General features: G+C 45.3%; 22 protein-coding genes and 1 riboswitch. Of the genes, 5 read left to right on the top strand and 17 right to left on the bottom strand.

The window, feature by feature from the left end; all coding sequences use genetic code 11:
• Positions 1 to 27: 27 nt before the first annotated feature.
• From HQN88_RS27125 to HQN88_RS27100, 6 genes are all read right to left on the bottom strand, one after another.
• Positions 28 to 852 carry an ABC transporter ATP-binding protein gene (locus HQN88_RS27125; RefSeq protein ID WP_173118381.1) on the bottom strand — a complete coding sequence of 275 codons (825 nt, stop codon included), beginning with the start codon at positions 850 to 852 and terminating at the stop codon, positions 28 to 30.
• Between the two features lies 1 nt (position 853).
• The gene (locus tag HQN88_RS27120) at positions 854 to 1,672 is read right to left on the bottom strand and encodes an ABC transporter permease (protein WP_173118379.1); all 819 of its coding nucleotides are present in this window, start codon (positions 1,670 to 1,672) and stop codon (positions 854 to 856) included.
• A gap of 22 nt (positions 1,673 to 1,694) precedes the next feature.
• Positions 1,695 to 2,714, bottom strand: a complete 1,020-nt coding sequence (locus HQN88_RS27115) for an ABC transporter substrate-binding protein (RefSeq protein ID WP_173118377.1) — start codon at positions 2,712 to 2,714, stop codon at positions 1,695 to 1,697.
• A 65-nt stretch (positions 2,715 to 2,779) separates the two neighbouring features.
• Positions 2,780 to 2,890, bottom strand: a riboswitch (guanidine-I (ykkC/yxkD leader).
• Positions 2,891 to 3,742: 852 nt separating this feature from the next.
• Positions 3,743 to 4,507, bottom strand: a complete 765-nt coding sequence (gene sdhB, locus HQN88_RS27110; RefSeq protein ID WP_056613628.1) for a succinate dehydrogenase iron-sulfur subunit — start codon at positions 4,505 to 4,507, stop codon at positions 3,743 to 3,745.
• A 2-nt stretch (positions 4,508 to 4,509) separates the two neighbouring features.
• Positions 4,510 to 6,273: a succinate dehydrogenase flavoprotein subunit gene (sdhA, locus tag HQN88_RS27105; RefSeq protein WP_173118375.1), complete on the bottom strand. Its 1,764-nt coding sequence runs from the start codon at positions 6,271 to 6,273 to the stop codon at positions 4,510 to 4,512.
• 16 nt (positions 6,274 to 6,289) lie between these two features.
• Complete coding sequence (locus HQN88_RS27100; protein ID WP_274318830.1) at positions 6,290 to 6,946, bottom strand: succinate dehydrogenase cytochrome b558 subunit; 657 nt, start codon at positions 6,944 to 6,946, stop codon at positions 6,290 to 6,292.
• Positions 6,947 to 7,222: 276 nt separating this feature from the next.
• Between HQN88_RS27100 and HQN88_RS27095 the strand changes: the two genes are divergently transcribed.
• On the top strand, positions 7,223 to 8,119 hold the full coding sequence (locus tag HQN88_RS27095) for a LysR family transcriptional regulator (protein WP_173118371.1): 897 nt from the start codon (positions 7,223 to 7,225) through the stop codon (positions 8,117 to 8,119).
• A 10-nt stretch (positions 8,120 to 8,129) separates the two neighbouring features.
• Here the strand turns inward: HQN88_RS27095 and HQN88_RS27090 are convergent, their stop codons facing one another.
• The 3 genes from HQN88_RS27090 to HQN88_RS27080 are packed head-to-tail and all read right to left on the bottom strand — an operon-like array spanning position 8,130 to position 10,969.
• Positions 8,130 to 8,885 (bottom strand): response regulator transcription factor, encoded by a 756-nt coding sequence (locus tag HQN88_RS27090; protein ID WP_173118369.1) that lies wholly within the window; start codon positions 8,883 to 8,885, stop codon positions 8,130 to 8,132.
• Positions 8,886 to 8,941: 56 nt separating this feature from the next.
• Complete coding sequence (locus HQN88_RS27085) at positions 8,942 to 9,604, bottom strand: potassium channel family protein (RefSeq protein WP_173118367.1); 663 nt, start codon at positions 9,602 to 9,604, stop codon at positions 8,942 to 8,944.
• Between the two features lie 12 nt (positions 9,605 to 9,616).
• On the bottom strand, positions 9,617 to 10,969 hold the full coding sequence (locus HQN88_RS27080; protein ID WP_173118365.1) for a TrkH family potassium uptake protein: 1,353 nt from the start codon (positions 10,967 to 10,969) through the stop codon (positions 9,617 to 9,619).
• Positions 10,970 to 11,177: 208 nt separating this feature from the next.
• On the opposite strand from HQN88_RS27080, the gene HQN88_RS27075 reads away from it, so the two are divergent.
• Entirely contained in the window at positions 11,178 to 12,818 is a 1,641-nt protein-coding gene (locus HQN88_RS27075) for a CPBP family intramembrane glutamic endopeptidase (protein WP_173118363.1), read from the top strand.
• Here HQN88_RS27075 and uvrC read toward each other — a convergent pair.
• The 3 genes from uvrC to HQN88_RS27060 all read right to left on the bottom strand — a co-directional run bounded on the left by uvrC (position 12,778) and on the right by HQN88_RS27060 (position 15,650).
• Positions 12,778 to 14,676, bottom strand: coding sequence for an excinuclease ABC subunit UvrC (gene uvrC, locus HQN88_RS27070; protein ID WP_173118361.1), 1,899 nt, complete (start codon positions 14,674 to 14,676; stop codon positions 12,778 to 12,780). The two genes, HQN88_RS27075 and uvrC, sit on opposite strands and share 41 nt — an antisense overlap.
• A 116-nt stretch (positions 14,677 to 14,792) precedes the next feature.
• Positions 14,793 to 15,107: a thioredoxin gene (gene trxA / locus HQN88_RS27065; RefSeq protein ID WP_056613612.1), complete on the bottom strand. Its 315-nt coding sequence runs from the start codon at positions 15,105 to 15,107 to the stop codon at positions 14,793 to 14,795.
• Positions 15,108 to 15,266: 159 nt separating this feature from the next.
• The gene (locus tag HQN88_RS27060; RefSeq protein ID WP_056613610.1) at positions 15,267 to 15,650 is read right to left on the bottom strand and encodes a MerR family transcriptional regulator; all 384 of its coding nucleotides are present in this window, start codon (positions 15,648 to 15,650) and stop codon (positions 15,267 to 15,269) included.
• A gap of 210 nt (positions 15,651 to 15,860) precedes the next feature.
• On the opposite strand from HQN88_RS27060, the gene HQN88_RS27055 reads away from it, so the two are divergent.
• Complete coding sequence (locus tag HQN88_RS27055) at positions 15,861 to 16,001, top strand: YqzM family protein (RefSeq protein ID WP_173118359.1); 141 nt, start codon at positions 15,861 to 15,863, stop codon at positions 15,999 to 16,001.
• Positions 16,002 to 16,104: 103 nt separating this feature from the next.
• Complete coding sequence (locus tag HQN88_RS27050; RefSeq protein ID WP_173118357.1) at positions 16,105 to 17,106, top strand: globin-coupled sensor protein; 1,002 nt, start codon at positions 16,105 to 16,107, stop codon at positions 17,104 to 17,106.
• Positions 17,107 to 17,147: 41 nt separating this feature from the next.
• Here the strand turns inward: HQN88_RS27050 and dnaI are convergent, their stop codons facing one another.
• From dnaI to HQN88_RS27030, 4 genes are all read right to left on the bottom strand, one after another.
• On the bottom strand, positions 17,148 to 18,101 hold the full coding sequence (dnaI, locus tag HQN88_RS27045) for a primosomal protein DnaI (RefSeq protein WP_173118510.1): 954 nt from the start codon (positions 18,099 to 18,101) through the stop codon (positions 17,148 to 17,150).
• A 54-nt stretch (positions 18,102 to 18,155) separates the two neighbouring features.
• Positions 18,156 to 19,649: a replication initiation and membrane attachment family protein gene (locus HQN88_RS27040; RefSeq protein ID WP_173118355.1), complete on the bottom strand. Its 1,494-nt coding sequence runs from the start codon at positions 19,647 to 19,649 to the stop codon at positions 18,156 to 18,158.
• A gap of 212 nt (positions 19,650 to 19,861) precedes the next feature.
• Positions 19,862 to 20,752, bottom strand: coding sequence for an alpha/beta fold hydrolase (locus HQN88_RS27035; RefSeq protein ID WP_173118353.1), 891 nt, complete (start codon positions 20,750 to 20,752; stop codon positions 19,862 to 19,864).
• A gap of 69 nt (positions 20,753 to 20,821) precedes the next feature.
• Entirely contained in the window at positions 20,822 to 21,106 is a 285-nt protein-coding gene (locus HQN88_RS27030) for a YuiB family protein (RefSeq protein ID WP_173118352.1), read from the bottom strand.
• 204 nt (positions 21,107 to 21,310) lie between these two features.
• On the opposite strand from HQN88_RS27030, the gene hemQ reads away from it, so the two are divergent.
• Entirely contained in the window at positions 21,311 to 22,057 is a 747-nt protein-coding gene (gene hemQ / locus HQN88_RS27025) for a hydrogen peroxide-dependent heme synthase (RefSeq protein WP_173118350.1), read from the top strand.
• A 100-nt stretch (positions 22,058 to 22,157) separates the two neighbouring features.
• Here the strand turns inward: hemQ and HQN88_RS27020 are convergent, their stop codons facing one another.
• Complete coding sequence (locus HQN88_RS27020; protein WP_173118348.1) at positions 22,158 to 22,439, bottom strand: hypothetical protein; 282 nt, start codon at positions 22,437 to 22,439, stop codon at positions 22,158 to 22,160.
• Positions 22,440 to 22,441 lie beyond the last annotated feature (2 nt).

Raw genomic sequence — 22,441 nt, 5'->3', positions numbered from 1 at the left:
CACTCTGCTATGGTGCCTCTATTGCACTTACTCGTCGTGATGCCCAATCAACGAAATGATCTGCTTTTTCAGCTTCACGAAAGCTTCGGAATCCTTCACATCCTCAACCTGCCGCAGTCCGCGCGGTATGACGATCTCACTGCGGATCGTTCCGGGATGCGCCTGCATCACATACACCCGCTGCGATAAGAAAATGGCTTCCTCGATATCGTGCGTGATGAACACAACCGTCGTTTTCTCCTTTTCCCAAATGCGCAGCAACAACTCCTGCATGGCATTTTTCGTTTGAGGATCCAGCGCTCCGAACGGTTCATCCATGAGCAGCACATCCGGATTATTCGCCAAAGCTCGTGCAATCGCGACCCGCTGCTTCATCCCGCCCGATAGCTCCTTCGGCAAAGATTTCGCGAACTTATGCAACCCGACTAGCTCCATGAAGTGATCGGATATGGCTCTCTTTTCGAACAGAGGAACACCCTTCAACGTCAATCCGAATTCAATATTCTCCCTAACAGATAACCATGGGAATAACGTATAGCTCTGGAAGACCATGCCTCGGTCAGCGCCAGGACCTTCAATCTCATGACCGTTGATACTCAGATCCCCCATCGTCAAGGGTTCTAGTCCAGCAATAATTCGCAATAAGGAAGACTTCCCACAGCCAGAAGGCCCAACAAAACTGACAAACTCATGCGCATTCACGTGAAAGGACACACGATCCAAAGCTACGAATTGCGACTTCTTCGTACTGTATACCTTCGTAACATCGACTGCTTCAATTTTTCGCACACCGACACCTGCATTTGTCCCCTCAGAAGGCACGTTGTTGTAATCTAGGTTCAATGCTTCCATCTTAACGCCCTCCTTCCAACCATGGGAAAAATCGCTTATGACAATAGGCAAATGTACGATCTGTCAGTAAGCCTAGCAATCCAATCGCAATAATACCTACAAAAATTTGATCCGTGTTCAAGAACCTCTGCGCCTTCATGATCGAAAATCCAAGACCACTGCTAGCCGCAACCAACTCAGCTACAACCAGATACGTCCAAGCCCACCCAATAATTAAGCGCAGCGTGTTCATCAAATCAGGCAACAGTGCAGGAATCAGCACCTTTTCGATCACTTGCCAGCGTTTCGCACCTAATGTATACGAAGTTTGCAGTAGATCATTAGAAACCGAACGTGTATTATCTGCAACCATCAGCATCAATTGGAAGAAACATCCCAGGAAGATTACGAGGACTTTCGCCCATTCGCCAATCCCCGCCCACACCATGATCAAGGGAATGAAAGCTGTCGCAGGCATATACCGAATGAACTCCGTTGGTGGTACTAGGATAGCTTCTGCAAACTTATACGTACCCGCAAGAATCCCCAGCGGTATACCAATGATACAAGCGAGCAAGAATCCACCGCCCACTCGGAAAATACTAATCCAAACATTTTGCCAGAACACCGGGTTCTGTAGTTGAATCCCAAACTGCCGGAGCACCTGATCCGGTGTTGGAAGGAAAGTACGATTGACCAAGTTGCCGTAGCTCATCACGCTCCAGAACAACAACAGAACTGCAATGATAAGCAAGACACCTGACAAATATGATTTACGGCTAATTTCTCCTCGTATGGCAAACAATGTGGACTTACGTCTTTTTTTCACCAGCGTTTCCATCTGCAGACCTCCTGTTCAGCCTTTATTTCTTGCGTTCCTTCATGACTTCCTCTACAAAATGGCCATCCAAGAAGGTTTCCGCTTTGGGAATTGTACTCAGCATATCCAAGCCTTTTAAGAATTCGGCTGTCTTTACAGAAGTAAATGCTAGGGACTCGTAGGAATCCGCTTTGGCGAATGCTTTGACGTTATCTTCCAATTGGAAAATCTTCACGCTATCCACACCAGCTTTGTATTCATCGAGCGGCGTCTCTGCCGCTTTAGCCATAATTTTCAGTGATTCTTCTGGGTTCGCTTTCCAGTAGTCCAATGCGTCGAACCAAGCGTTAATGATTTTCTTCACATCGTCTGGACGATTTTTTGTAATTTCTTCTTTAAATACGAGCAAGTCAGGAATCAGTCCCGGTGTATCCTTGGATGAGAAGAGCAACTTCCCTTTCCCCTCTTGAATGGCTTTGCTTAGGAAGGGTTCCCAGAGTACCGCAGCATCCAAATTACCCGCTATGAACGCTGGCCCTGCATCGTTGACTGTCATATTCGTATAAGAGACATCCTTCTCTGCTAAACCTGCTTTCTCAAGCGCTGTCAGCATCAGAAGATGATCGACGGTTCCAAGCTCCGTTGCAACTTTCTTACCTTTCAAATCTTTCAAAGAGTTGATACTTGGCTTCACGACAACACCGTCGCCGCCATTGGAGTTATCATTAACCAGCACAGCTTTCAGCTTAATGCCTTTGCTTGCTGGAGCTAGTGTATCGCTCAACGTTTGACTATTTGCATCCACTTTACCTGAAGCAAGTGCGGATAAGGAGTCACTGTATACAGGGAACCAAACCAGATCCACGTTCACGCCATTTTTCTCGAAAAAGCCCTTCTCCTTCACGAGATACCACACGAACCAGCCTGGCCATGGACTAAGTGCCAATTTGATCGGTTCTTTGCTGCCTCCTGCTGTCGTACTCGCCTCTTTACTACCACACCCGCTAATTACTGTAAAAGTTAATAATACCGCCAACATCAGAAATATTGTTTTTTGTCTCATTCTCCGAACTCCCTCTCTGTATAAAATGATAAGGAAAAAGCCCGGAATGATATCATATCCTGATATCCTCCCGGGCTTTTATCCCTCCGTGTGCACGATGAATTGCTCATCGTGTGTCTTCTCTTGGACCTGACCGATAGCCTTCATTCTATCGCGGAACCCTAGAAAACAAGTTTGCTATGCGGTTGTTTCTTCGTTTTCTTACTTTTGTCTATATCATACTTAGATTAGCCGTTCATGTCAATATATATAACATAAATAAATATTATGTTGTCAAAATGAGTGTTTACGTAATATTATATAACATATAAAGCATCTATATGGAGGTGTCGCGATGCAATCGATTCATTTCCACATTCACATGTTAGATAAAAAGCACATCCAACCCGCAGCGCCCATTAGTTCAACTGGAGCAGCTTCATCTGATCTTGCCGAACCTAGGTCGTCGTATTATTCTTCCCAGCACCCTCACTTGATGTCCCCTATAAATAAGTATGACGCACCAGAATCACCCGACTGCCCCGCAGCGCACTAACCTCTACACATGATCCAGATGACCTGAGAGTCTGACTCAGGTCTTTTTGTTGTCCGAAATGTAAGACTCGGCGAGGGTGATCCCCGCACTTGCGCCAGAAATAAGAACGCGAAACGTTCTTATTTCCTCCCAAAGCGGCCGTTCCCACTGAATAAGAACTCCGCGAGTTCTTATATTCCGCTTCTCCGTGCTTTCCCCGCGCTTGCGCCAGAAATAAGAACGCGAAGCGTTCTTATTTCCTCCCAAAGCTGCCGTTCTCGCCGAATAAGAACTCCGTGAGTTCTTATTTTCCGCTTCTCCGTGCTTTCCCCGCGCTTGCGCCAGAAATAAGAACGCGAAGCGTTCTTATTTCCTCCCAAAGCTACCGTTCTCGCCGAATAAGAACTCTACGAGTTCTTATTTCCTCTCAAAACTGCCGCCCTACTCCCACCATCAAAAACAAAAAAGCCCGCCACTCCCAATTCCAGGAGGACGGACTTCATTTCAGCGCATCTTACACGCCTAACCATTTCTTGAACAAGTGCTTCGTCGTGTCCGCATTCAAAGCAGCGATCGACGTCGTAAGCGGAATACCCTTCGGACAGGAACGTACGCAGTTCTGCGAGTTACCGCAGCCTTCGATACCGCCGTCTGTCATCAGCGTATCCAAACGCTCGTCTTTGTTCATCTCACCCGTTGGGTGAGCGTTGAATAGACGAACTTGGGAAAGTGCAGAAGGCCCGATAAACGAGTTTTTGTCGTTTACGTTCGGACAAGCTTCCAAACACACGCCGCATGTCATACATTTGGACAACTCATAAGCCCATTGACGCTTCGACTCAGCCATACGCGGTCCAGGACCAAGGTCGTATGTTCCATCGATTGGAACCCATGCTTTAACCTTTTTCAACGCATTGAACATGCGTCCACGGTCGATAACAAGGTCACGCATTACAGGGAATGTGCTCATTGGCGCTACACGAATCGGCTGCTCAAGCTTATCTACTAACGCGGAACAAGCTTGACGCGGCTTACCATTGATGACCATGGAACAAGCGCCACACACTTCTTCCAGACAGTTGGATTCCCAACATACCGGAGTTGTTTTGTCGCCATTCGCATTCTTAGGGTTACGCTGAACTTCCATCAAACCGCTGATCACGTTCATGTTCGCGCGATAAGGAACTTCAAACTCCTCTGTGTACGGTTTGGAATCCGGACTCTCTTGACGAGTCACGATAAACTTCACGGTTTTCGTTGCGCTTAATGTCTCCGCCATGATCAGGATCCCTCCTTTTTCTTCTCCGTGGAGTAGTCACGTTTACGAGGTTTAATCAACGATACATCAATTTCATCATACGAAATCTTAGGACCATCTGGCGTCCAGTCTGCGATTGTCGTTTTCATGAAGTTATCATCATCACGTTCTGGGAAATCAGGCTTATAATGCGCGCCACGACTCTCATCACGCATCAAGGCACCAACAGTCATCGCTTCAGCAAGCTCGAACATGTTCCAAAGTTGGCGTGTGAACGCAACCCCTTGGTTGTTCCAACGTGCCGTATCTGTGATGTTGATGTTGTTGTAACGCTCTTTCAAATCCTTGATCTTGCCGATCGTTTCTGTCAAACGGTCATTGTAACGAACCACCGTCATATTCGCATTCATCATGTCGCCAAGCTCTTTATGAAGCACGTACGCATTTTCCGTACCATTGTTCATTTTGAGCAAGCTCTCATAACGATCTTGATGGCGTTTCTTCTCACGATCATAAATAATCGAGGACGTATCATCCGCATGCTTGGATAAGCCGCGAATATACTCGACCGCTTTAGGACCAGAAACCATGCCGTCGTAGATCGCGGAAACGAGGGAGTTCGCGCCCAAACGGTTTGCACCGTGATGCTGATACTCACACTCACCTGCTGCGAATAGGCCTGGAATGTTTGTCATCATGTTATAGTCAACCCACATGCCGCCCATCGAATAATGAACCGCTGGGAAAATTTTCATCGGAATTTTACGCGGGTCATCGCCCATGAACTTCTCGTAAATTTCCATAATACCGCCGAGCTTAATATCAAGCTCTTTCGGGTCTTTATGAGAAAGATCCAAGTACACCATGTTCTCGCCATTAATACCAAGCTTCTGATCAATACACACGGAGAAAATCTCACGCGTTGCAATATCACGAGGAACAAGGTTACCGTAGGCTGGGTATTTCTCTTCAAGGAAGTACCACGGCTTACCGTCTTTGTACGTCCAAATACGTCCGCCCTCACCACGTGCGGATTCGGACATCAAGCGCAGCTTGTCGTCTCCCGGAATCGCCGTTGGGTGAATTTGAATCATTTCACCATTCGCGTATTTCACGCCTTGTTGGTAAACCGCACTTGCTGCTGTACCTGTGTTAATGACGGAATTCGTTGTTTTCCCGAAAATGATCCCAGGACCACCTGTTGCCAAGATAACCGCGTCAGCTGGGAACGTTTGAATTTCCATGCTACGCAAATCTTGTGCTGCAATACCACGGCATACGCCATCGTCATCAATAACCGAACCCAGGAATTCCCAGTGCTCGAATTTCGTCACAAGACCTGCTGTTTCCCAACGACGAACTTGCTCGTCAAGCGCATACAGCAATTGTTGACCCGTAGTTGCGCCAGCGAATGCTGTACGGTGATATTTGGTACCACCGAAACGACGGAAATCAAGCAAACCTTCTGGTGTACGGTTAAACATAACGCCCATACGGTCCATCAAGTGAATGATTCCTGGAGCCGCGTCGCATAATGCTTTAACAGGAGGTTGATTCGCTAAGAAATCTCCCCCGTAAACTGTATCGTCAAAGTGCTCCCATGTGGAGTCACCTTCACCCTTCGTATTCACCGCACCGTTAATGCCGCCTTGCGCACATACGGAGTGGGAACGTTTAACAGGAACCAAGGAGAACAATTGCACATGAACTCCGGCCTCTGCCGCTTTAATTGTCGCCATGAGTCCCGCAAGGCCTCCGCCGACGACGATGATTTTTGAATTAGCCACTTCTGTTCACCCTCCCTTATTTCCCCGTATGCGCTTCTACTGGAACTGAAAATTCTGTACCTGTAAACGCAGTTAATGACATTATAAACATCACCGTCATTAGAACGAACAAGCCCATTGTAATGATCGTCGAAAAGCGTTGCGCACGCGGTCCAATTGTAATCCCCCAGCTCACAAGGAATGACCATAGGCCGTTCGTGAAATGGAATGTTGCAGAAACAATCCCAACTAGATATAACGTGAAGATAACTGGATTCGTCGCAATATCATGCATCGTATTGCCAAGAGCTTCATGCGCCACGTTGCCTAGGGCAACCTGAACGCGAGTCTCGAATAGATGCCATACGATGAACAAGAATGTAAGCACCCCTGTCACACGTTGCAACATAAACATCGTATTACGGAAATACCCGTAGCTTGATACGTTATTACGTGATTGATACGCTACATAAAGTCCATAAACGGCATGGTAAAGAAGTGGAAGCCAGATTCCCACGATTTCCAATAACAATCGTAACGGCAAATCGTTCAACCAGTTAATTTGATCCAGGAAGGCTTCAGGTCCTTTGGTCGCTTCATAATTAGTGAGCAAATGCTCAAGAAGAAAGAAGCCCACCGGAATGACACCTAGTAACGAGTGGATCTTTCGAAAGTAATACGAATTACTCATAATGTAACCAATTCCCCCCTCAACAAAATTCAATCACAACAAACATCCGACAAGTTTTGACAAAACAAGCCACATATCATTGTACTCTCGCCGCAAACGAGCGTCAACCCATAATCATCCACGCCTATTTTGCCAATTCAGTCAATGATTATACACAAAGGTCCACGAAATATAGCTAATTTGTGACATGTACATCGTACCTCTTTCACGCTTATAATGGAAGTGCCGTTTTTTTATATCTACTTATAACTATTTCACATATAGAGATGAGGGAAACGTTTGGAGCTTTTAGATGTCTTCGCCATCGTAGTTGAACAAGTCAGCCTGAATAAAGCGTCACAATTGTTAAACATTTCACAGCCTGCCCTATCGCGCAAAATCATGAAGCTGGAAGATGAGCTTGGGGTGGAGCTTTTTATCCGAAAGGGGAAAAGACTGGAGTTAACGAAAGCGGGGCAAATTTGCTATGACCACGCTTTAGAGAAGCGTCATCTTGAGCGGAAGTTCAAGCAAGCCCTTCATAGTTATAAAGCCGCGGGCAGCCCGTCATCACTTACCATCGGAGCCTCTCTGACAACACTCCAATCTACACTGCCTGATCTCATTACGGATTATTTGCAGGACTATCCACTCACTGATATCAAGCTTCTTACCGGCAAAACACATGAGATTGTATCCTTGGTAAAAGACAATAAAGTGGATATCGGCATCGTTGCCTCTCAAATTAATGCGACTAGCCTCCACTGCGAGCCTTTGTTCGACGACCATCTCAGCCTGGTGCTCCCATCTGGACATCCCCTAATCGATCGTACGGAGATTACGATGAAGGATTTGAATGAATTGCCGATGATCCTTTTTTCCAAAGGTACCTGGTATCGCATTCTGATGGACGAGCTGTTCAATCGTTTCACGATATTCCCCAATGTTCAAATGGAGATCGATTCCTTCGAAGCGATCATAAGGCTCGTCTCTACCTGCAAGACGGCAACCTTATTGCCCAAATCCTATTTGCGAACAGATTTAATTCAGAATAATGAACTAATTTTAAGAGACCTGCAAGAATTGGAACAAACGAAACGAACAACCTCACTGATCTACTCCGATCATTCAGCAGATAATGCGGAATCCATGAAATTTGTCGCCCAAGCGATCAACTATTTTACTAAGCACCGTTAGCCCGAACCACTTACATGTGGACAAATTTATATCCAACACCCCAAACGGTCCGAATCCATTTCGGCTCTTTGGGGTTGTCTTCGATCTTCTTCCGAAGATTTGCGATATGTACATCAATAGCCCTGTCAGTCACGAATGAATCAAATCCGCGCACGGTCTGCAATAAGTCTTCTCGACTATACACCCGGCCCGGATTGTTAATAAAACATCTCATAATTTCAAATTCCGAATACGTTGTCTCGACGATCTCACCATACACACTCATGGAGCGTGTGTTCGTATTCAGTGTTATCTTGTCTTGCTTATCCAGCACAGCCGCAAAAACAGTTGATTTCACTGGTTTTACTTCGTCCTCTTCTTGGGGTCTAGACAATGTCGCAGGAAGCTGATTCATGGATGGATATCTCTGTGCGCGGCGTATTAGTGCATGGGCTCTTGCAATCAATTCATGCATACTAAATGGCTTACACAAGAAGTCATCTGCACCCGCTCCTAAAGCATTGACGCGTTCAACGATTTTATTTTTCATTGACACAATCATGATTGGTACACCTGAAGTCTCACGAACTTGGCGACAAATCGCTAGCCCGTCCATATCTGGCAGCACCAAATCCAACAGAATCAGATCAGGTTGAAACTGCGGTATTGTTGCAATCCCACTTGTCCCATTCTCCTCTCGGATGACATGGAAACCCTCTTCCTTCAAATACATCGTGACCATATCACCGATCATCGCATCATCTTCGATCATGAGTACCTTATACATGAGTTGTCCACCTTCATAAGAAATTCCCTTGCTGCAGGACATGGTATGTGTGAGGATCAGCCGATAACTTGACTTTCAAATTCATTGATTTGGTTGTTCGTTCCGATGATAACCATGATATCATTTTCATTCACAACATCACCTGCTTGCGGCGCAATGATAACCCCGGTCTGCTTGTTGATCGCCACAACACTGCACCCGAATTTAGCTCGCGGATCTAACTGTTGAATCGTATACCCACACAACCGCTTTGGCACTGAAAGCTCTACAATCGTGTAATCTTTGGAAATTTCAATATAATCCAATAAATTAGGAGTGACCAATTGATGCGCTACGCGAATGCCCATGTCCCGTTCTGGATAAACGACGCGATCAACACCTAATTTCGTTAGTACCTTTCCATGAAGCTCAGATAAGGCTTTGGCAACGACTTGATTGACACCCAAATCTTTCATTACGATCGCTGTCAAAATGCTGGATTGAATATCATCCCCGATGGCGATGACGGCACAATCAAAATTTCGGATACCTAATGATTTCAGTACATCTTCATCCGTTGCGTCCGCGACAACCGAATGTGTGAGTTCATCACTCATGTCGTTCACGACTTCCTCGTCCAAGTCAATCCCCAAAACTTCATGACCAAGTTTCATAAGTTCTCTAGAAAGGCTTGACCCGAATCTACCTAATCCTACCACAACGTATTGCTTCTTCTTCATCTTGTTTTGCACCTATCCAATCGTAATTTTCCCCTCAGGGTATCTAAATAATTCTTTCTCTTGCTTAGGTTGTAAAGCATAGGCCAGTGTGACCGTTCCTAATCGTCCGGCAAACATCGTTAAACTGATTAGCGCTTTCCCAAATGTCGTTAATTCCGGTGTCAATCCCATTGTCAGGCCCACAGTTCCAAATGCGGATGTAACTTCAAATAAAATTTTGATAAAGGAAGAATCTTGTGTGGTGGATAAAATCATCGTGACGATAATAACTAAGAATAAGGCCATCATGGTTAACGTAATAGCTTTGAGAATGCGATCTTTGGCTAATCGGTAACGAAAAACAACAATATCTTCTTTCCCACGAATCATGGTGATGATTGCACTAATCAGAATCATAAATGTAGTCACCTTGATGCCCCCGCCTGTAGATCCTGGAGAAGCACCAATAAACATGAGAATAATCATAAGAAATTGGGAAGCTTGACGCAACGCACTAATATCGACCGTATTCGGACCCGCTGATCTTGTTGCTGCGGATTGGAAAAAGGACGACAACAACTTTGAACCAAAATCTAAGGAACCTAAGGTTCTGATATTCGTAAATTCGAATATAAAAATACCAAGCACACCTACAACAAGGAGTAATCCGCTCATGCTGAGAACAACTTTGGAATTCAGTGATAACTTCTTCTTTTTGCGAAATTCGATCAAATCAGAAATAACAATGAAACCGATTCCCCCAAGTATGATCAGCATAATGGATACAAAATTCACAACAAAATCACCAACATATCCGGTAAGCGATACGAAAGGAGCATCAATGGTACCAAACAGATCAAACCCAGCATTATTGAACATCGAAACAGCATGCCAGATGCCATAATAAAGTCCTCTGCTAAAACCAAATTCAAACGAAAATCGAATGGTAAAAATGACTGCAGCAATAGCTTCAATAGTTAAAGAATATATGATAACTTTGCGAATTAATCGAACGATTCCCTCCATACTGCCTTGATTCAAGGCCTCCTGCAGGACAAGTCGCTCTTTTAAAGTGATCTTTTTTCGAAAAACGAAAGCAACTAACGTAGCCATGGTCATAAAACCAAGCCCGCCTATTTGAATCAAAGAAACGATCACAATTTGCCCAAAGGTTGTAAACGCGCTGCCTGTATCTACGACAACTAACCCTGTCACACAAGTCGCCGATACGGAAGTAAACAGTGCATCAATAAAGGACATAGACTGACCTGTCGCGGAAGCAAAGGGCAGCATCAAGAGCCCCGCTCCAATGAAAATGATCACAGCAAAACCTAAAACCAGTATCTGCGGAGGTGTTAGCTGCCAAATATTCAGTTTTTTACTCATCGTGCCTCCTGCATATATAAGAAAAATCTTTAAATACCATGCCCGATACCGATAGAGTTCCCCGTTCATTTAGAGAAATTCGGCAGTAAGCAATTCAAAAGGTATTATATAATTGTTTCTGAATGTTTACCAGTAAATTGGCTTTCTTTTTAAACTATGATAACGTTAAGAAATGATTAAGAATCGTGAATTCAGAAGGGAATTGACTATGCAAAGGCTGAAATTTAATCGTTTCCTGCTCCTCTTGGCTTGTATTGGCATGTTCCTTTACCTCGGGGTTTCGATGCTGTATGGACTGCGTGATGAGGAGCCTGCTGTAGCGGACATGCCCTCGATCACCAAGCAGCAAGCAGCCGAAAGTGCGGCAGCCTTCATCCGTCAGCGTTATGAGCTGCACAATCCACAAACCTACGTCGTCTATCAATCTAAAAAAGAGCGAAGCGGCTACTTTCAAAAGGAACATTTACTAGAAGCTTATACGAAGCAATATGGCGAACGGTTTCCGATTGATTATTATCAAGTTAGCGTCAAGGATGCATCTACCAAACGTCAGTTTGAAGTCGATGTTAATTACACGAATTCACGCATCATCAGCTGGCATGAAAACCTAGCCATGACGAAAACGAAGTCATCGTCACCGATGAGTCCGACTAAAGCAGACACACTAGCGAAACTGGAGCTTCGTCAAATGGGCTTTGACCCAGAGGACTTCAGCACAGTCGACAATGCAAGCAATGATTTTCCAGAAGAGCAAATGACGCTTCAATACGAAAAACGCACGCAACCCATCGGTGAAGCGAAGCTTAACGTACGAGTCAATTTCGATCAAACGACTCTCACCGGTTTCAATGTAAGCTTTGGACTGCCTGATTCTCACTTAGATTGGATCACCCAACAAGATGATTCCGCTTCACGCATGACCTGGATTTCCATGGGCTTCACCCTCTTAATGACGCTTGCTGCAATTGTCTTTGCCATCATATATAGGAAACAAATCAAATTCAGCAGAGGCTTGCTATTAACTACGATCTTCTTCGTGATTTATATCATGAACAATGTGAATATGTACCCAGCTTTCCGAGTTATGAGCGGGGATACGAACAGTAACGAGGCCGTTTGGTTTACAATTATATTTATGAGTGTCGTCACTGTCCTACTAGGGATATCGCTCTATCTTTCTTTAGTCGCCGGTATTGGATTATGGAACTCTATTGGTCAAAACAAGTGGTCTGCCTGGAAAGAAGACAAGTTTGGCCAAGACGTGTACCACGGAATGGGGCGAGGCTATTTGCTCGCACTCTTCATACTAGGTATCCAACAGGTATTATTCTACACAGGTGAAGTGAAATTCGGTGTGTGGTCGGTCAATGACCCTGCCGATTCAGTACTCAACATGCTCAAGCCTCAATTATTCCCGCTTATGGCGTGGGTTGCGGCCATTTCGGAAGAAGCTACCTTCCGATTCCTAGGCATTATCCTTTTCAAAAAACTGTTCCGCAACAATTTCATCGCCATCTTACTCCCAAGTGTAATCTGGGCAGCTAGCCATACACAATACCCGATCTATCCCGTCTATACGCGACTGATCGAGGTCACAATTATCGGAATCATACTCGGATATGTTTTCCTGAAATATGGATTCATTACAGCCATATTCGTCCATGCGTGTATGGATAGCATTCTGATGGGGTTATCCCTATTCTCCTTAGGCCATATCAGCGATGTACTCGCTGGCATCCTGTATCTTGCACTCCCTGGACTGGTTGGGCTTGGCTTAGCTTGGCTGCATGGAAAAAGGCGAAAGCCCCCTATTCTTGGGGAGCCGCCGCCTCGCCTTGAAGTGCTTTGATAATTTCACTCGCTAATTTCTCACCAATACCTAGAGGCTTGAAGTCCGTGACTTCAGCCTCTTTCATTTTGCGCACGGAGCCAAAATGCTTCAGCAGCGCTTTACGGCGCTTCTCACCGATGCCTGGAATGGCATCGAGCTGCGAGACGACCATCGACTTGGCACGCGTTTCCCGATGAAACGTGATGGCGAAGCGATGGACTTCGTCTTGAATACGCTGCAGCAAATAAAACTCCTGGCTATCCCGCGGCAGTGGAACAATCTCAGCAGGATCACCGATCATTAACTGGGCTGTTTTATGCTTGGCATCCTTCACAAGTCCGCAAATCGGAATATATAAGCCAAGTTCATTCTCCAGAATGTCGATAGCAGCGGAGATTTGCCCTTTCCCTCCATCGACAACGATCAAATCAGGCATGGTGAGATTATCCTTCAGAACACGCTCATAGCGCCGTCTGATGACTTCCCGCATCGTTTCATAATCATCCGGTCCGACGACCGTCTTCACTTTATATTTACGGTATTCCTTGCGATCCGGCTTCCCATCCACGAATACAACCATGGCCGACACGGGATTCGTCCCTTGGATGTTCGAGTTATCGAACGCCTCGATTCGGCGTATCGTACCAATGCCAAGCCACTCGCCGAGGTTCTCGACAGCCTTCGTTGTACGCCGCTCGTCGCGTTCAACAAGTCGGAACTTCTCGTCCAAAGCGTTCACTGCGTTATCTCTAGCCATATCGACCATTTGCTTCTTAAGGCCGCGCTGAGGCATGTGCACCTTCACCTTGAGCCAACCTTCCAAGGCTTCGCGAATCTCTTTCTCGTCACCCTCGGTGCGCCTTACGCCATCTCCCAGCGCCTCTTGCTGCGCTTCTGGCTCCGGCATCGTAGGCAAGAAGATCTCCTTCGGCAATGCGGGATTATCGCTGTACACCTGCGTGACATACGTCATGAAATCGTTGTACTCATCGCCGTAGTAAGGGAAGAGCGAGACGTGCCGTTCGATGAGCTTGCCTTGGCGCATGTACTGGATGTGCACCGCCATCCAACCTTTGTCGACGGCGTAGCCGAATACATCGCGATCCAGCGCGTCCGATGTCGTGATCTTCTGCTTCTCCATGAGCGCATCGATGCTCATGATATGATCGCGCAGCTCCTTCGCGCGCTCGAAGTTCAGTTCTTCCGCTGCCGCCAACATCTTGGTCGTCAGCTCTTCTTTAATGACGTCGTGTCCCCCGTTCAGGAAACGACTGATCTCTTGCACCATCCGCTCGTTCGTCTCCGCGGATACCTCTAGTGCGCAGGGCGCAAGACATTGCCCCATGTGATAGTATAGGCATACTTTATCGGGCATGGTCTTGCACTTGCGCAGCGGATACAACCGATCCAGCAGCTTCTTCGTCTGCTGGGCTGCAAAAGCATTCGGATAAGGGCCGAAATATTTCCCCTTATCCTTGTACACCCGCCGCGTGACTTCTAGACGCGGCTGCTCTTCATGTGTAATTTTGATATAAGGAAAAGTCTTATCATCCTTAAGAAGTACGTTATACCGTGGATGATGCTGCTTAATCAGATTACACTCGAGGATGAGAGCCTCCATGTTAGAGGAGGTAATAATATATTCAAAGTCGCGAATTTCGCTGACTAGCTTTTGCGTTTTGGCACTGTGACTCCCCGTGAAATAGGAGCGCACACGATTTTTCAACACTTTGGCCTTACCAACATAAATAATGGTGCCTTGATGGTTCTTCATAATATAACAGCCCGGCTTGTCCGGGAGTAAAGATAGCTTGTGCCTAATCGTTTCTAGACTCTGTTCGCGGACGTCTGCGTCCTCTTGCTCCAAATCAGTCATACCTATATCTCCTTCCAGAAAAAATCATCGTGAATGAAAAAAAAGCTCTTTCTCAGCATAGCAGAAAAAGAGCTTTTTCTCACGAACAATTGTTTCTAGTTTGTAACGGTTAATTCTTATTGGTGACGGGAAACAACGTTTTTCAACGCGTCTTTGGATTGGAAACCAACCACTTTATCAACCGGTTGACCATCTTTGAAAACGATTAGAGTAGGAATACTCATAACGCCAAAGCGAGCAGCGGATTCCGGGTTGTCATCCACGTTTACTTTTGCGATTTTCAAAGATTCAACTTCTTTATCTAGCTCTTCCAAAACAGGAGCGATCATTTTGCAAGGTCCGCACCAAGGTGCCCAGAAGTCTACAAGTACTGTACCTTCTCCTTCAACTTCTGCTTTAAAACTGTTGTCAGAAACATTCACGATTGCCATGATAGTTCCTCCTTCTAAGAATGAATTTGATTTATAAGGTGAAAAGTAAGATTAAGTTAGTCACTTAACTTGCTTCGCATCACGTCAACATACAAAGTATACCACACTCATATGCCTTTTCAACCAAGCCATAAGTTAGCAAACGGGGTATCCTTCGGTCTATATCGAGGGTAATCCAACGGGCAGGCCTTGGCGTCGCTGTTCCTCAATATAGGAAATACGATCTTTGAGATTCGCTTGGAGCAATTGCAGCATCTCCATTTGTTTCTCGATTTCTTGCAGCTTCTCGGTGTACAGCGGCAGCAAATCATCACACTGTGATTCTTGATTCTTCATCACACAGTTCAGAAAGCTTTCAATCTGCTCGGTCGTAAAGCCGAGGCTCAAGTAAAACTGAATGGTTTTCACGCGTTCAACAACCATTTGATTGTAGACCCGATAGCCATTCTCTTCGCGTTGTGTAGCGATCAGCCCTTTGGCTTCGTAGTAGCGCAAGGACCGAATACTTGCTCCGGTAAGCTTGGATAACTCACTAATCCGCATGGACGTCACTTCTTTCTAGTCCCACATGCTTGGAGGGATGTCTTTATTGTAAACCATAACACTAATGTCAGAGTCAAGAAATATTTTACCCATTCTGCTATTTATTACGATTGTTTGCACAATTGTCACTTTGATTAGCTTTACAACTTTCGACGAATTTGGGTATACTAGGCTTACAAATACGAATGTCGGACGTTAGGGGGTAACCACATGAGCAATCAACACCCTGAGCATCACGTGTACGAAGAACCGCGTAATGATTTCATGGATGTAGGCATAGGCTTTGGCGCATTCTTTGGCGTATTGTTCGTCATTGCAGTCATTGCTACCGTCATCCAAGTGATGAATTAAGAATAGGTATAACGTATCAAGTAAAAGCCGCTTTGCACACAATTGCGAAGTGGCTTTTTTCCTGCAATTTTCTAGTCATCCAGTCTAAAGGGGAATCCTATCCATGATTAAAGTTCAGCCAGAACGTCAGAAACTCATTACCTATATTGGATTAACGAATGAAGACTTACAGCTTTTGAAAAGCAAAGAAGCGGCCTTCAAACTCATCGTAAATCAACTTGTTGAAGAATTGTACGCAGACATCATTACTTGGCCTGAGCTCAGGGCACTGATTGAGAAACACAGCACACTGGAACGACTCAAAGAAACACAGCGCTGGTACTTCATGTCCATGACCTCCGGTGTAATTGATGAAGAGTTTATCTCCAAACGTCTTTATATCGGCAATGTTCATTCCCGTATCGGTCTAACAACATCGTGGTATCTAGGGACTTATCTCAAATATACAGACTTGGCTACAGCCCATTTCAAACACATCCTACCAGATGATTGGGCTCAAGTCATTTATTCGCTAAGCAAAATGTTCAATCTTGACTCACAGCTTGTCCTTGAAGCTTATGAACATGATGAGAAACAAAAAATTCAAACACTTGCTGACGAGCAGCATCACATATTGACTACCATCTCCAGCGCTGTTCAAGAGCTTGCCTCCATGATGGTCGAACTCGGCAGCAGCAGTCAAACGGTTGCAGATACAGCGATTCAAACGGCAGAATCTCAAGATCTTTCCAATTCCCGCATCGATGAGTTGAACAATGAGATCAAAGACATTTCCAAAATGGGCTCCGTCATGAAGGAAATCTCTGATCAGACACACCTGCTCGGATTGAATGCTGCCATTGAGGCTGCCCGCTCCGGCGAGCACGGCCGTGGATTCGAGGTCGTTGCAAATGAAGTACGCAAGCTGGCTTCCAATTCGAGACAAGCCCTTGATCAAATTCAATCTAAGCTCAAACTCATAACACAGAAGCTCGAGCTTGTTAGGAAAGGCTCCGAAGAAACGACGCACTACGCACGTACACAAGCTGCAAGCGCGCAAGAACTTACCTCTTTCGTACAAATGATTGAGAAAATCACCACCGAGCTTGAGAAATTGAAAAAATGAATAAAAACCTAGCCATCTTCGGCTAGGTTTTTATTTACGTTTTATCTTCCACGTTTGTTCGTACCTGTTACCTCAACCACATCAACGAAAGGGCGTATCCGATCCATAATCCGTTGTCCCTTATACTCTTCGTCCCCATCCTTGTTCGTGAAGCTGAAATGCTTCTCCAAACCAGATAGCGCATAATTGGAGGTAAAGAATGTTGGTTTGCGATTCATCCGATGATTCACAATCGCACCGATGACATGATCTCTCAGCCAAGGGTTCAAATTCTCGGCCCCGATATCATCAAATACAAGCAGATCCGTCTCCTTGAGAAGATCAATCGTCTCCTTCAGCTTATAAGGCTCTTGGAACATTCCCTTCAAGTCTTCGGCGAAGTCTGGCATGTACACAATAGCTCCCGTCATACCGACCTTCGCCAGTTGATGCAGCATGTAACCCATCAAGAACGTTTTCCCTGTACCGAACGATCCAGATAAATATAACCCTCGCGTCTGAAGACCTTCTTCAATGGTCAAACTCACATAGTCATTGATTTGCATAACCGCTTTCGCACGATCGAGATCTGTTTCCAAGATATCTCCAAAAGAGAAACTTCGCGAAATCATGCGTGGGTCCACGTGAAAAGTGCGAATCCGGCTGGATATGGCATCCTGTTGTCCCTTGGCAATAAACTTCTTGCAGGCCACTTTCTCTTCATGGATATAAGGAGTTTGGCCATCCACCGATTGGGCTGAAATAATCGTGTAATGTCCTGTCATATCATTTGGACATTTGTCTAGACCAGGGCAATTGGAACAATTCTTATATTCAGAAACATGCTGATATAGCTTATTCATATTTATTTTAATCGCATAATCATCCACAAATGGATACTTCTGACGAAATTTAGCAATCAAAGGATCCGCAAGCACACCTTGAATTTTCAATTCAGCTTTTCTTTTCCACTCCGTATCCGGTAATGATTTGAGTAAATGCGATAGGGACTCCATCATGTTTGGCACCTCCTAACAGTTCCATCGTTTAATCCATAGACAAGCAGCTAACTAATTCTTCCGGTTAAATCGCTCATCCAGCTTCTGCGCCATTCGTCTGGCCGCCTCGAGCTCCTCTGCAGACAGCCTAGTAGACGCTGTAGTCCCTGTATCAGGCAATACAATAGGGATATGAGGCTTCTGTGTCTTGCCCTGACGTCCACGCGTAGCAGAGCCTCCACCTGCTTTCGCAGATTCCACTTTCGAAGCAGCTTTCTGTTTGTAATTGATTTTCTCACGTACATATTCAACGGCATGCTCATACGAATTAATTTGCTTGCCTAGCATATCGGAAGCTACAGCCTCAATCGAGGATTTAGCCCACGAACGACGATCAATATGCAAGAAGTGAATCAACACATTAATGACTTCTTCTTTTAATTTATAGTTCAAATCGATTTTTTCGAAAATATTAAGTACGCCATCAGGTATCGAACCCTGTGTGAAAAACATTTTCAACACAGCCGTGTATGGCTCATTTCGCATGATGTAGTTGTATTGATGATCGGTACATTCGCCGCGCAGCTGTTGAGGTACTTCCAAATAATAAGCCATCTCCACCGACTGCTCTTCCGAAGTTTCGACTTCATCCTCAGATTTCGTTGTCGTACGCTCTCGTTCCTCATCCCGCTTCTTGCTCTGTCTATAGAACAAGTTCGCATTATACTGCATGAGATCCATGACAAGCTCACCTTCTTCGGTGAACACCCCATCTTCATCCAGCAAGCGGCATGTTTCTTGCAAAGAGAGGTTATACTTCTTCGCCACAATATTAATAACTACCATATGGTCTGGCTTGTGTTTCAGCGCTTCAACGAACACGCGGTTGCTCGCTCCACGAGGGAACCTCATGATGATATCTGCATACTTGAAGCCTTTGGTCGTCACGTCCATCCGAGCTTCCCCTTGCTTGCTTGCAGAGGCCTCATAGAGCGCTTGTTCCAGCTCATAATCCACAACCTGCGTGTTCAGGCGGAACAACTCATAAAAAGGAACCGACAAGTTCTCCTCGACCGCCTCACGACACTCCTCTGGTTCCGGTGAAAGCAGTTCTTCACGCAGCGAAAGCAGCGTGAACTTCCCAACCTTATCACGCAGCAGCAGCGTTAAATGCTGATTTCGGAAAAACTCATTCGGCCCTAAAGGCGCGAATAGCGTATAGACGAACACATAATCTTCTTCCTCGGGTACAAACTTGCGAGTCGTCTGAAGAAGACCAATCGCCTCAAGCTTGGAGGATTGTTCAATAATATACTTGCGACCGCGCTCGTTCTGTTCAAGATCTAGCAGAAGAAACAACTTGCGTTGCTGCTCCATCGGCGAGAAGCCTACTTTCTCAGCACTCATCTGCTGATAGAGCGCTTGATAGAAGCTTATCGCCAAACCGCCTATCATCGGTTGATACATCATCGCTAGCATTTTATAGTCTAAACTGCTCAAAGAAAACTCACGGTTCACGCAAAACCTGTGATTCTCGGTGAAATGCAGCATATTCGTCATTCTCATCCCGTTACAGCACCATCCTGCCTCAGCTCGACTGAGAGATCGCTCATTATCCAGCCATCCTATGTCTCAGTCTCTCTCTATTAGTCTACCACAAAAATCGACAATCTTGGTATCTACAAGAGAAAAGATAATTTTACCTTTTGGGCAAGAAAAAGATTCCATCGCATTATCACAAGCAATGGAATCTTCATTTCGGGGTCATTATTCTTGCATTAAATAGGGTGTTCGGCATCACTAGGATACCCATTTACATGCCTGTACATTTGAGGATGCAGCTTCTGCGCGATGGCCAAATCGAGCTTCCAACGCTCCTTCTGTTCCTTCTCATGAAGGCTTTCCAGCCATAGATGAATGATGTCATTCATGCGTTCAGCGCTTTGAATCGGTACAGGATGCTTCGCATCTTTGATGAAAAAAAGAGAGCTATGCGGTAACCCCGAATGGAGAATTTGAGCATAGGGATGGAAGTCAACGTCTTTTTCACCATAGATCAATAAGACCGGTTGCTGAATCTTTGCGAGTCTATCTGTACAGCTATATCGCAATGATTGCTCAAAATACGATCTCACATTCCCTGCCATATCCTGCAAAGCATGGTCTTTTAACTCCTGATAGGTTGTCTTTTTATCGGCATTGCCATACGTAATCGCTCTAATCAAAAAATTCATAATTCGACTAGGATTCGCCATTCGTATTGCAAGCCAAACCCTGATTCTATTGTACGTGTCTGTCAATTCTGACATTCCACTAACGATAATTCCCCCCACCAATCGGCGGGGATGGGTTAGTAAAGCGTCCAAGGCAACCGTTCCTCCGGTTGAATATCCGCAAAGAAAGGCCTCCTCGATCCCTAAGAAATCAAGAAGCCCTATGATGTCTTGCGAAATAAGTTGATAAGAAATTGATTGCTTCGAACCCGCACTTCCGCCATGCCCTCTAATGTCAAAAGTAATCACCCGGTAATAGACGCCTAGTTGCTCTTTCTGATATCTGAAAGCTTCCAGCGTAAGCAACGGGGGATGAATAAAGACGATAGGTGTGCCCCGTTCTGGTCCCGTTATCTCATAGTGCAGTGATGTTCCATTCACATTCGCCCAAGGCACTGGTCGTGTCTCCTCCGTAAGTGAAGTTTAAGTAACTTCTCTTAGCGTGACCCAATCGCCTCCGTAATATTAGAACATTTTGAAACCGCGAATCCGCAGTGCTTTAATCGCCGAACCGCTCAAAATGGCACCGACTAAGCCGCCGATAGCTGGAATCACGTCAACAATGGTGAAGCTTTCGTCATTGGATAGAAACGATGATGAACCCATGTACCCATAGATGATAATCCCAATCACTAAGGCGATGAACGCATACAGTGGGAACCATGTTGTTTTCATAAGCATATTCAGAATAAAACCGATCCCAAAAAATAACACCATCATTAAGACAGTGGCAATAACCATTTGTAACATGGTAGTAGTTCCCCCTTAAATATGTAGAAGCACTTCCTAACTTTGGCCTCTATAGCTCTTATTATTGTAATCTACGGAAAGGTACAGGTAAAGTGTACACAAATTGAACAATTGTTGCTCAGTCTTCACCCTTTGTTCATTTGCCCTTTCTCCATGAATTGGATACAATGTAGGGGATATTAGCCCTTGAATGGAGGAAAAACAATGAGTGAAGCCGTACAAACGCTGGAAGGCTGGTATGCGCTCCATGATTTCCGTCTAATGGATTGGAATGCATGGCATGCTGCAACCCCACAAGAACGTAAGCATGCAGCGGACGAGCTGCAATCCTTCTTGTCCCAGTGGCAACAAGTTGAGAACGATAAACTAGGCAGTACTGCCGTTTATAGCATCGTAGGCCAGAAGGCTGATTTCGTTTTCATGCAACTGCGTGAAACATTGGAAGAGCTGAATGAGCTTGAAACTGCTTTTAACAAGTCTAGCTTTGCTGCTTTTACTATACCCGTTTATTCCTACGTCTCCATTGTAGAATTGAGCGCATACCTGGCTAAGCCAGGTGTTGACCCTGCGCTAGATCCTGAACTTCAAGCTCGCTTGAAGCCTATCCTTCCGAAATCCAAGCACATTTGCTTCTACCCGATGAACAAGCGTCGTGAAGGCAATGACAACTGGTACATGGTTCCTGCGGAAGATCGTAAGACAATGATGCGCAGCCACGGCATGATCGGTCGTACATACGCTGGTAAAGTCAAACAAATCATCACAGGCTCCGTAGGATTGGATGATTGGGAATGGGGCGTTACTCTATTCTCTGATGATCCTCTTCATTTCAAAAAGCTCGTGTACGAAATGCGTTTCGATGAAGTCAGTGCACGTTTTGGCGAGTTCGGAGATTTCTACGTTGGGAACGTTATGCTTCCTGACAAATTCGCGTCATTCATTCAAATATAGTTCAAATAATAAGAGCACAGGACTTCGGTCCTCTGCTCTTTTTCTTCTTATACATAGAAAAAGAAGCACTGCTCATTAGAGAGCAATGCTTCTTTGGTAGCTAGTCTTCATCCTCATCGTCACGTAGAGCAGCCGCTAGTTCAGCTTCCATCTGAGCTTTGCGTGCTAGATACGCTTCTGTATCACGGTCACGCTGACGACCTTTTTCCTTCAAACGTTCAATCGCAGGAAGAATGAGGATATCAATTTCCTTTTGGACGACAGCGACATGATCGTACCGTTTCTCGGTCTCTAAGAAGTGACCTACTTCGATCAAGGCATTGTAACGATCCAGTTCATCCCGGGTAAGAAGTCCTCTTACTTGGACACTACAGTGCCGCATGG

Source organism: Paenibacillus qinlingensis (genome assembly GCF_013204845.1).
Classification (GTDB): Bacteria; Bacillota; Bacilli; order Paenibacillales; family NBRC-103111; genus Paenibacillus_E; species Paenibacillus_E qinlingensis.
This window is presented reverse-complemented; position numbering and strand designations above follow the sequence as displayed.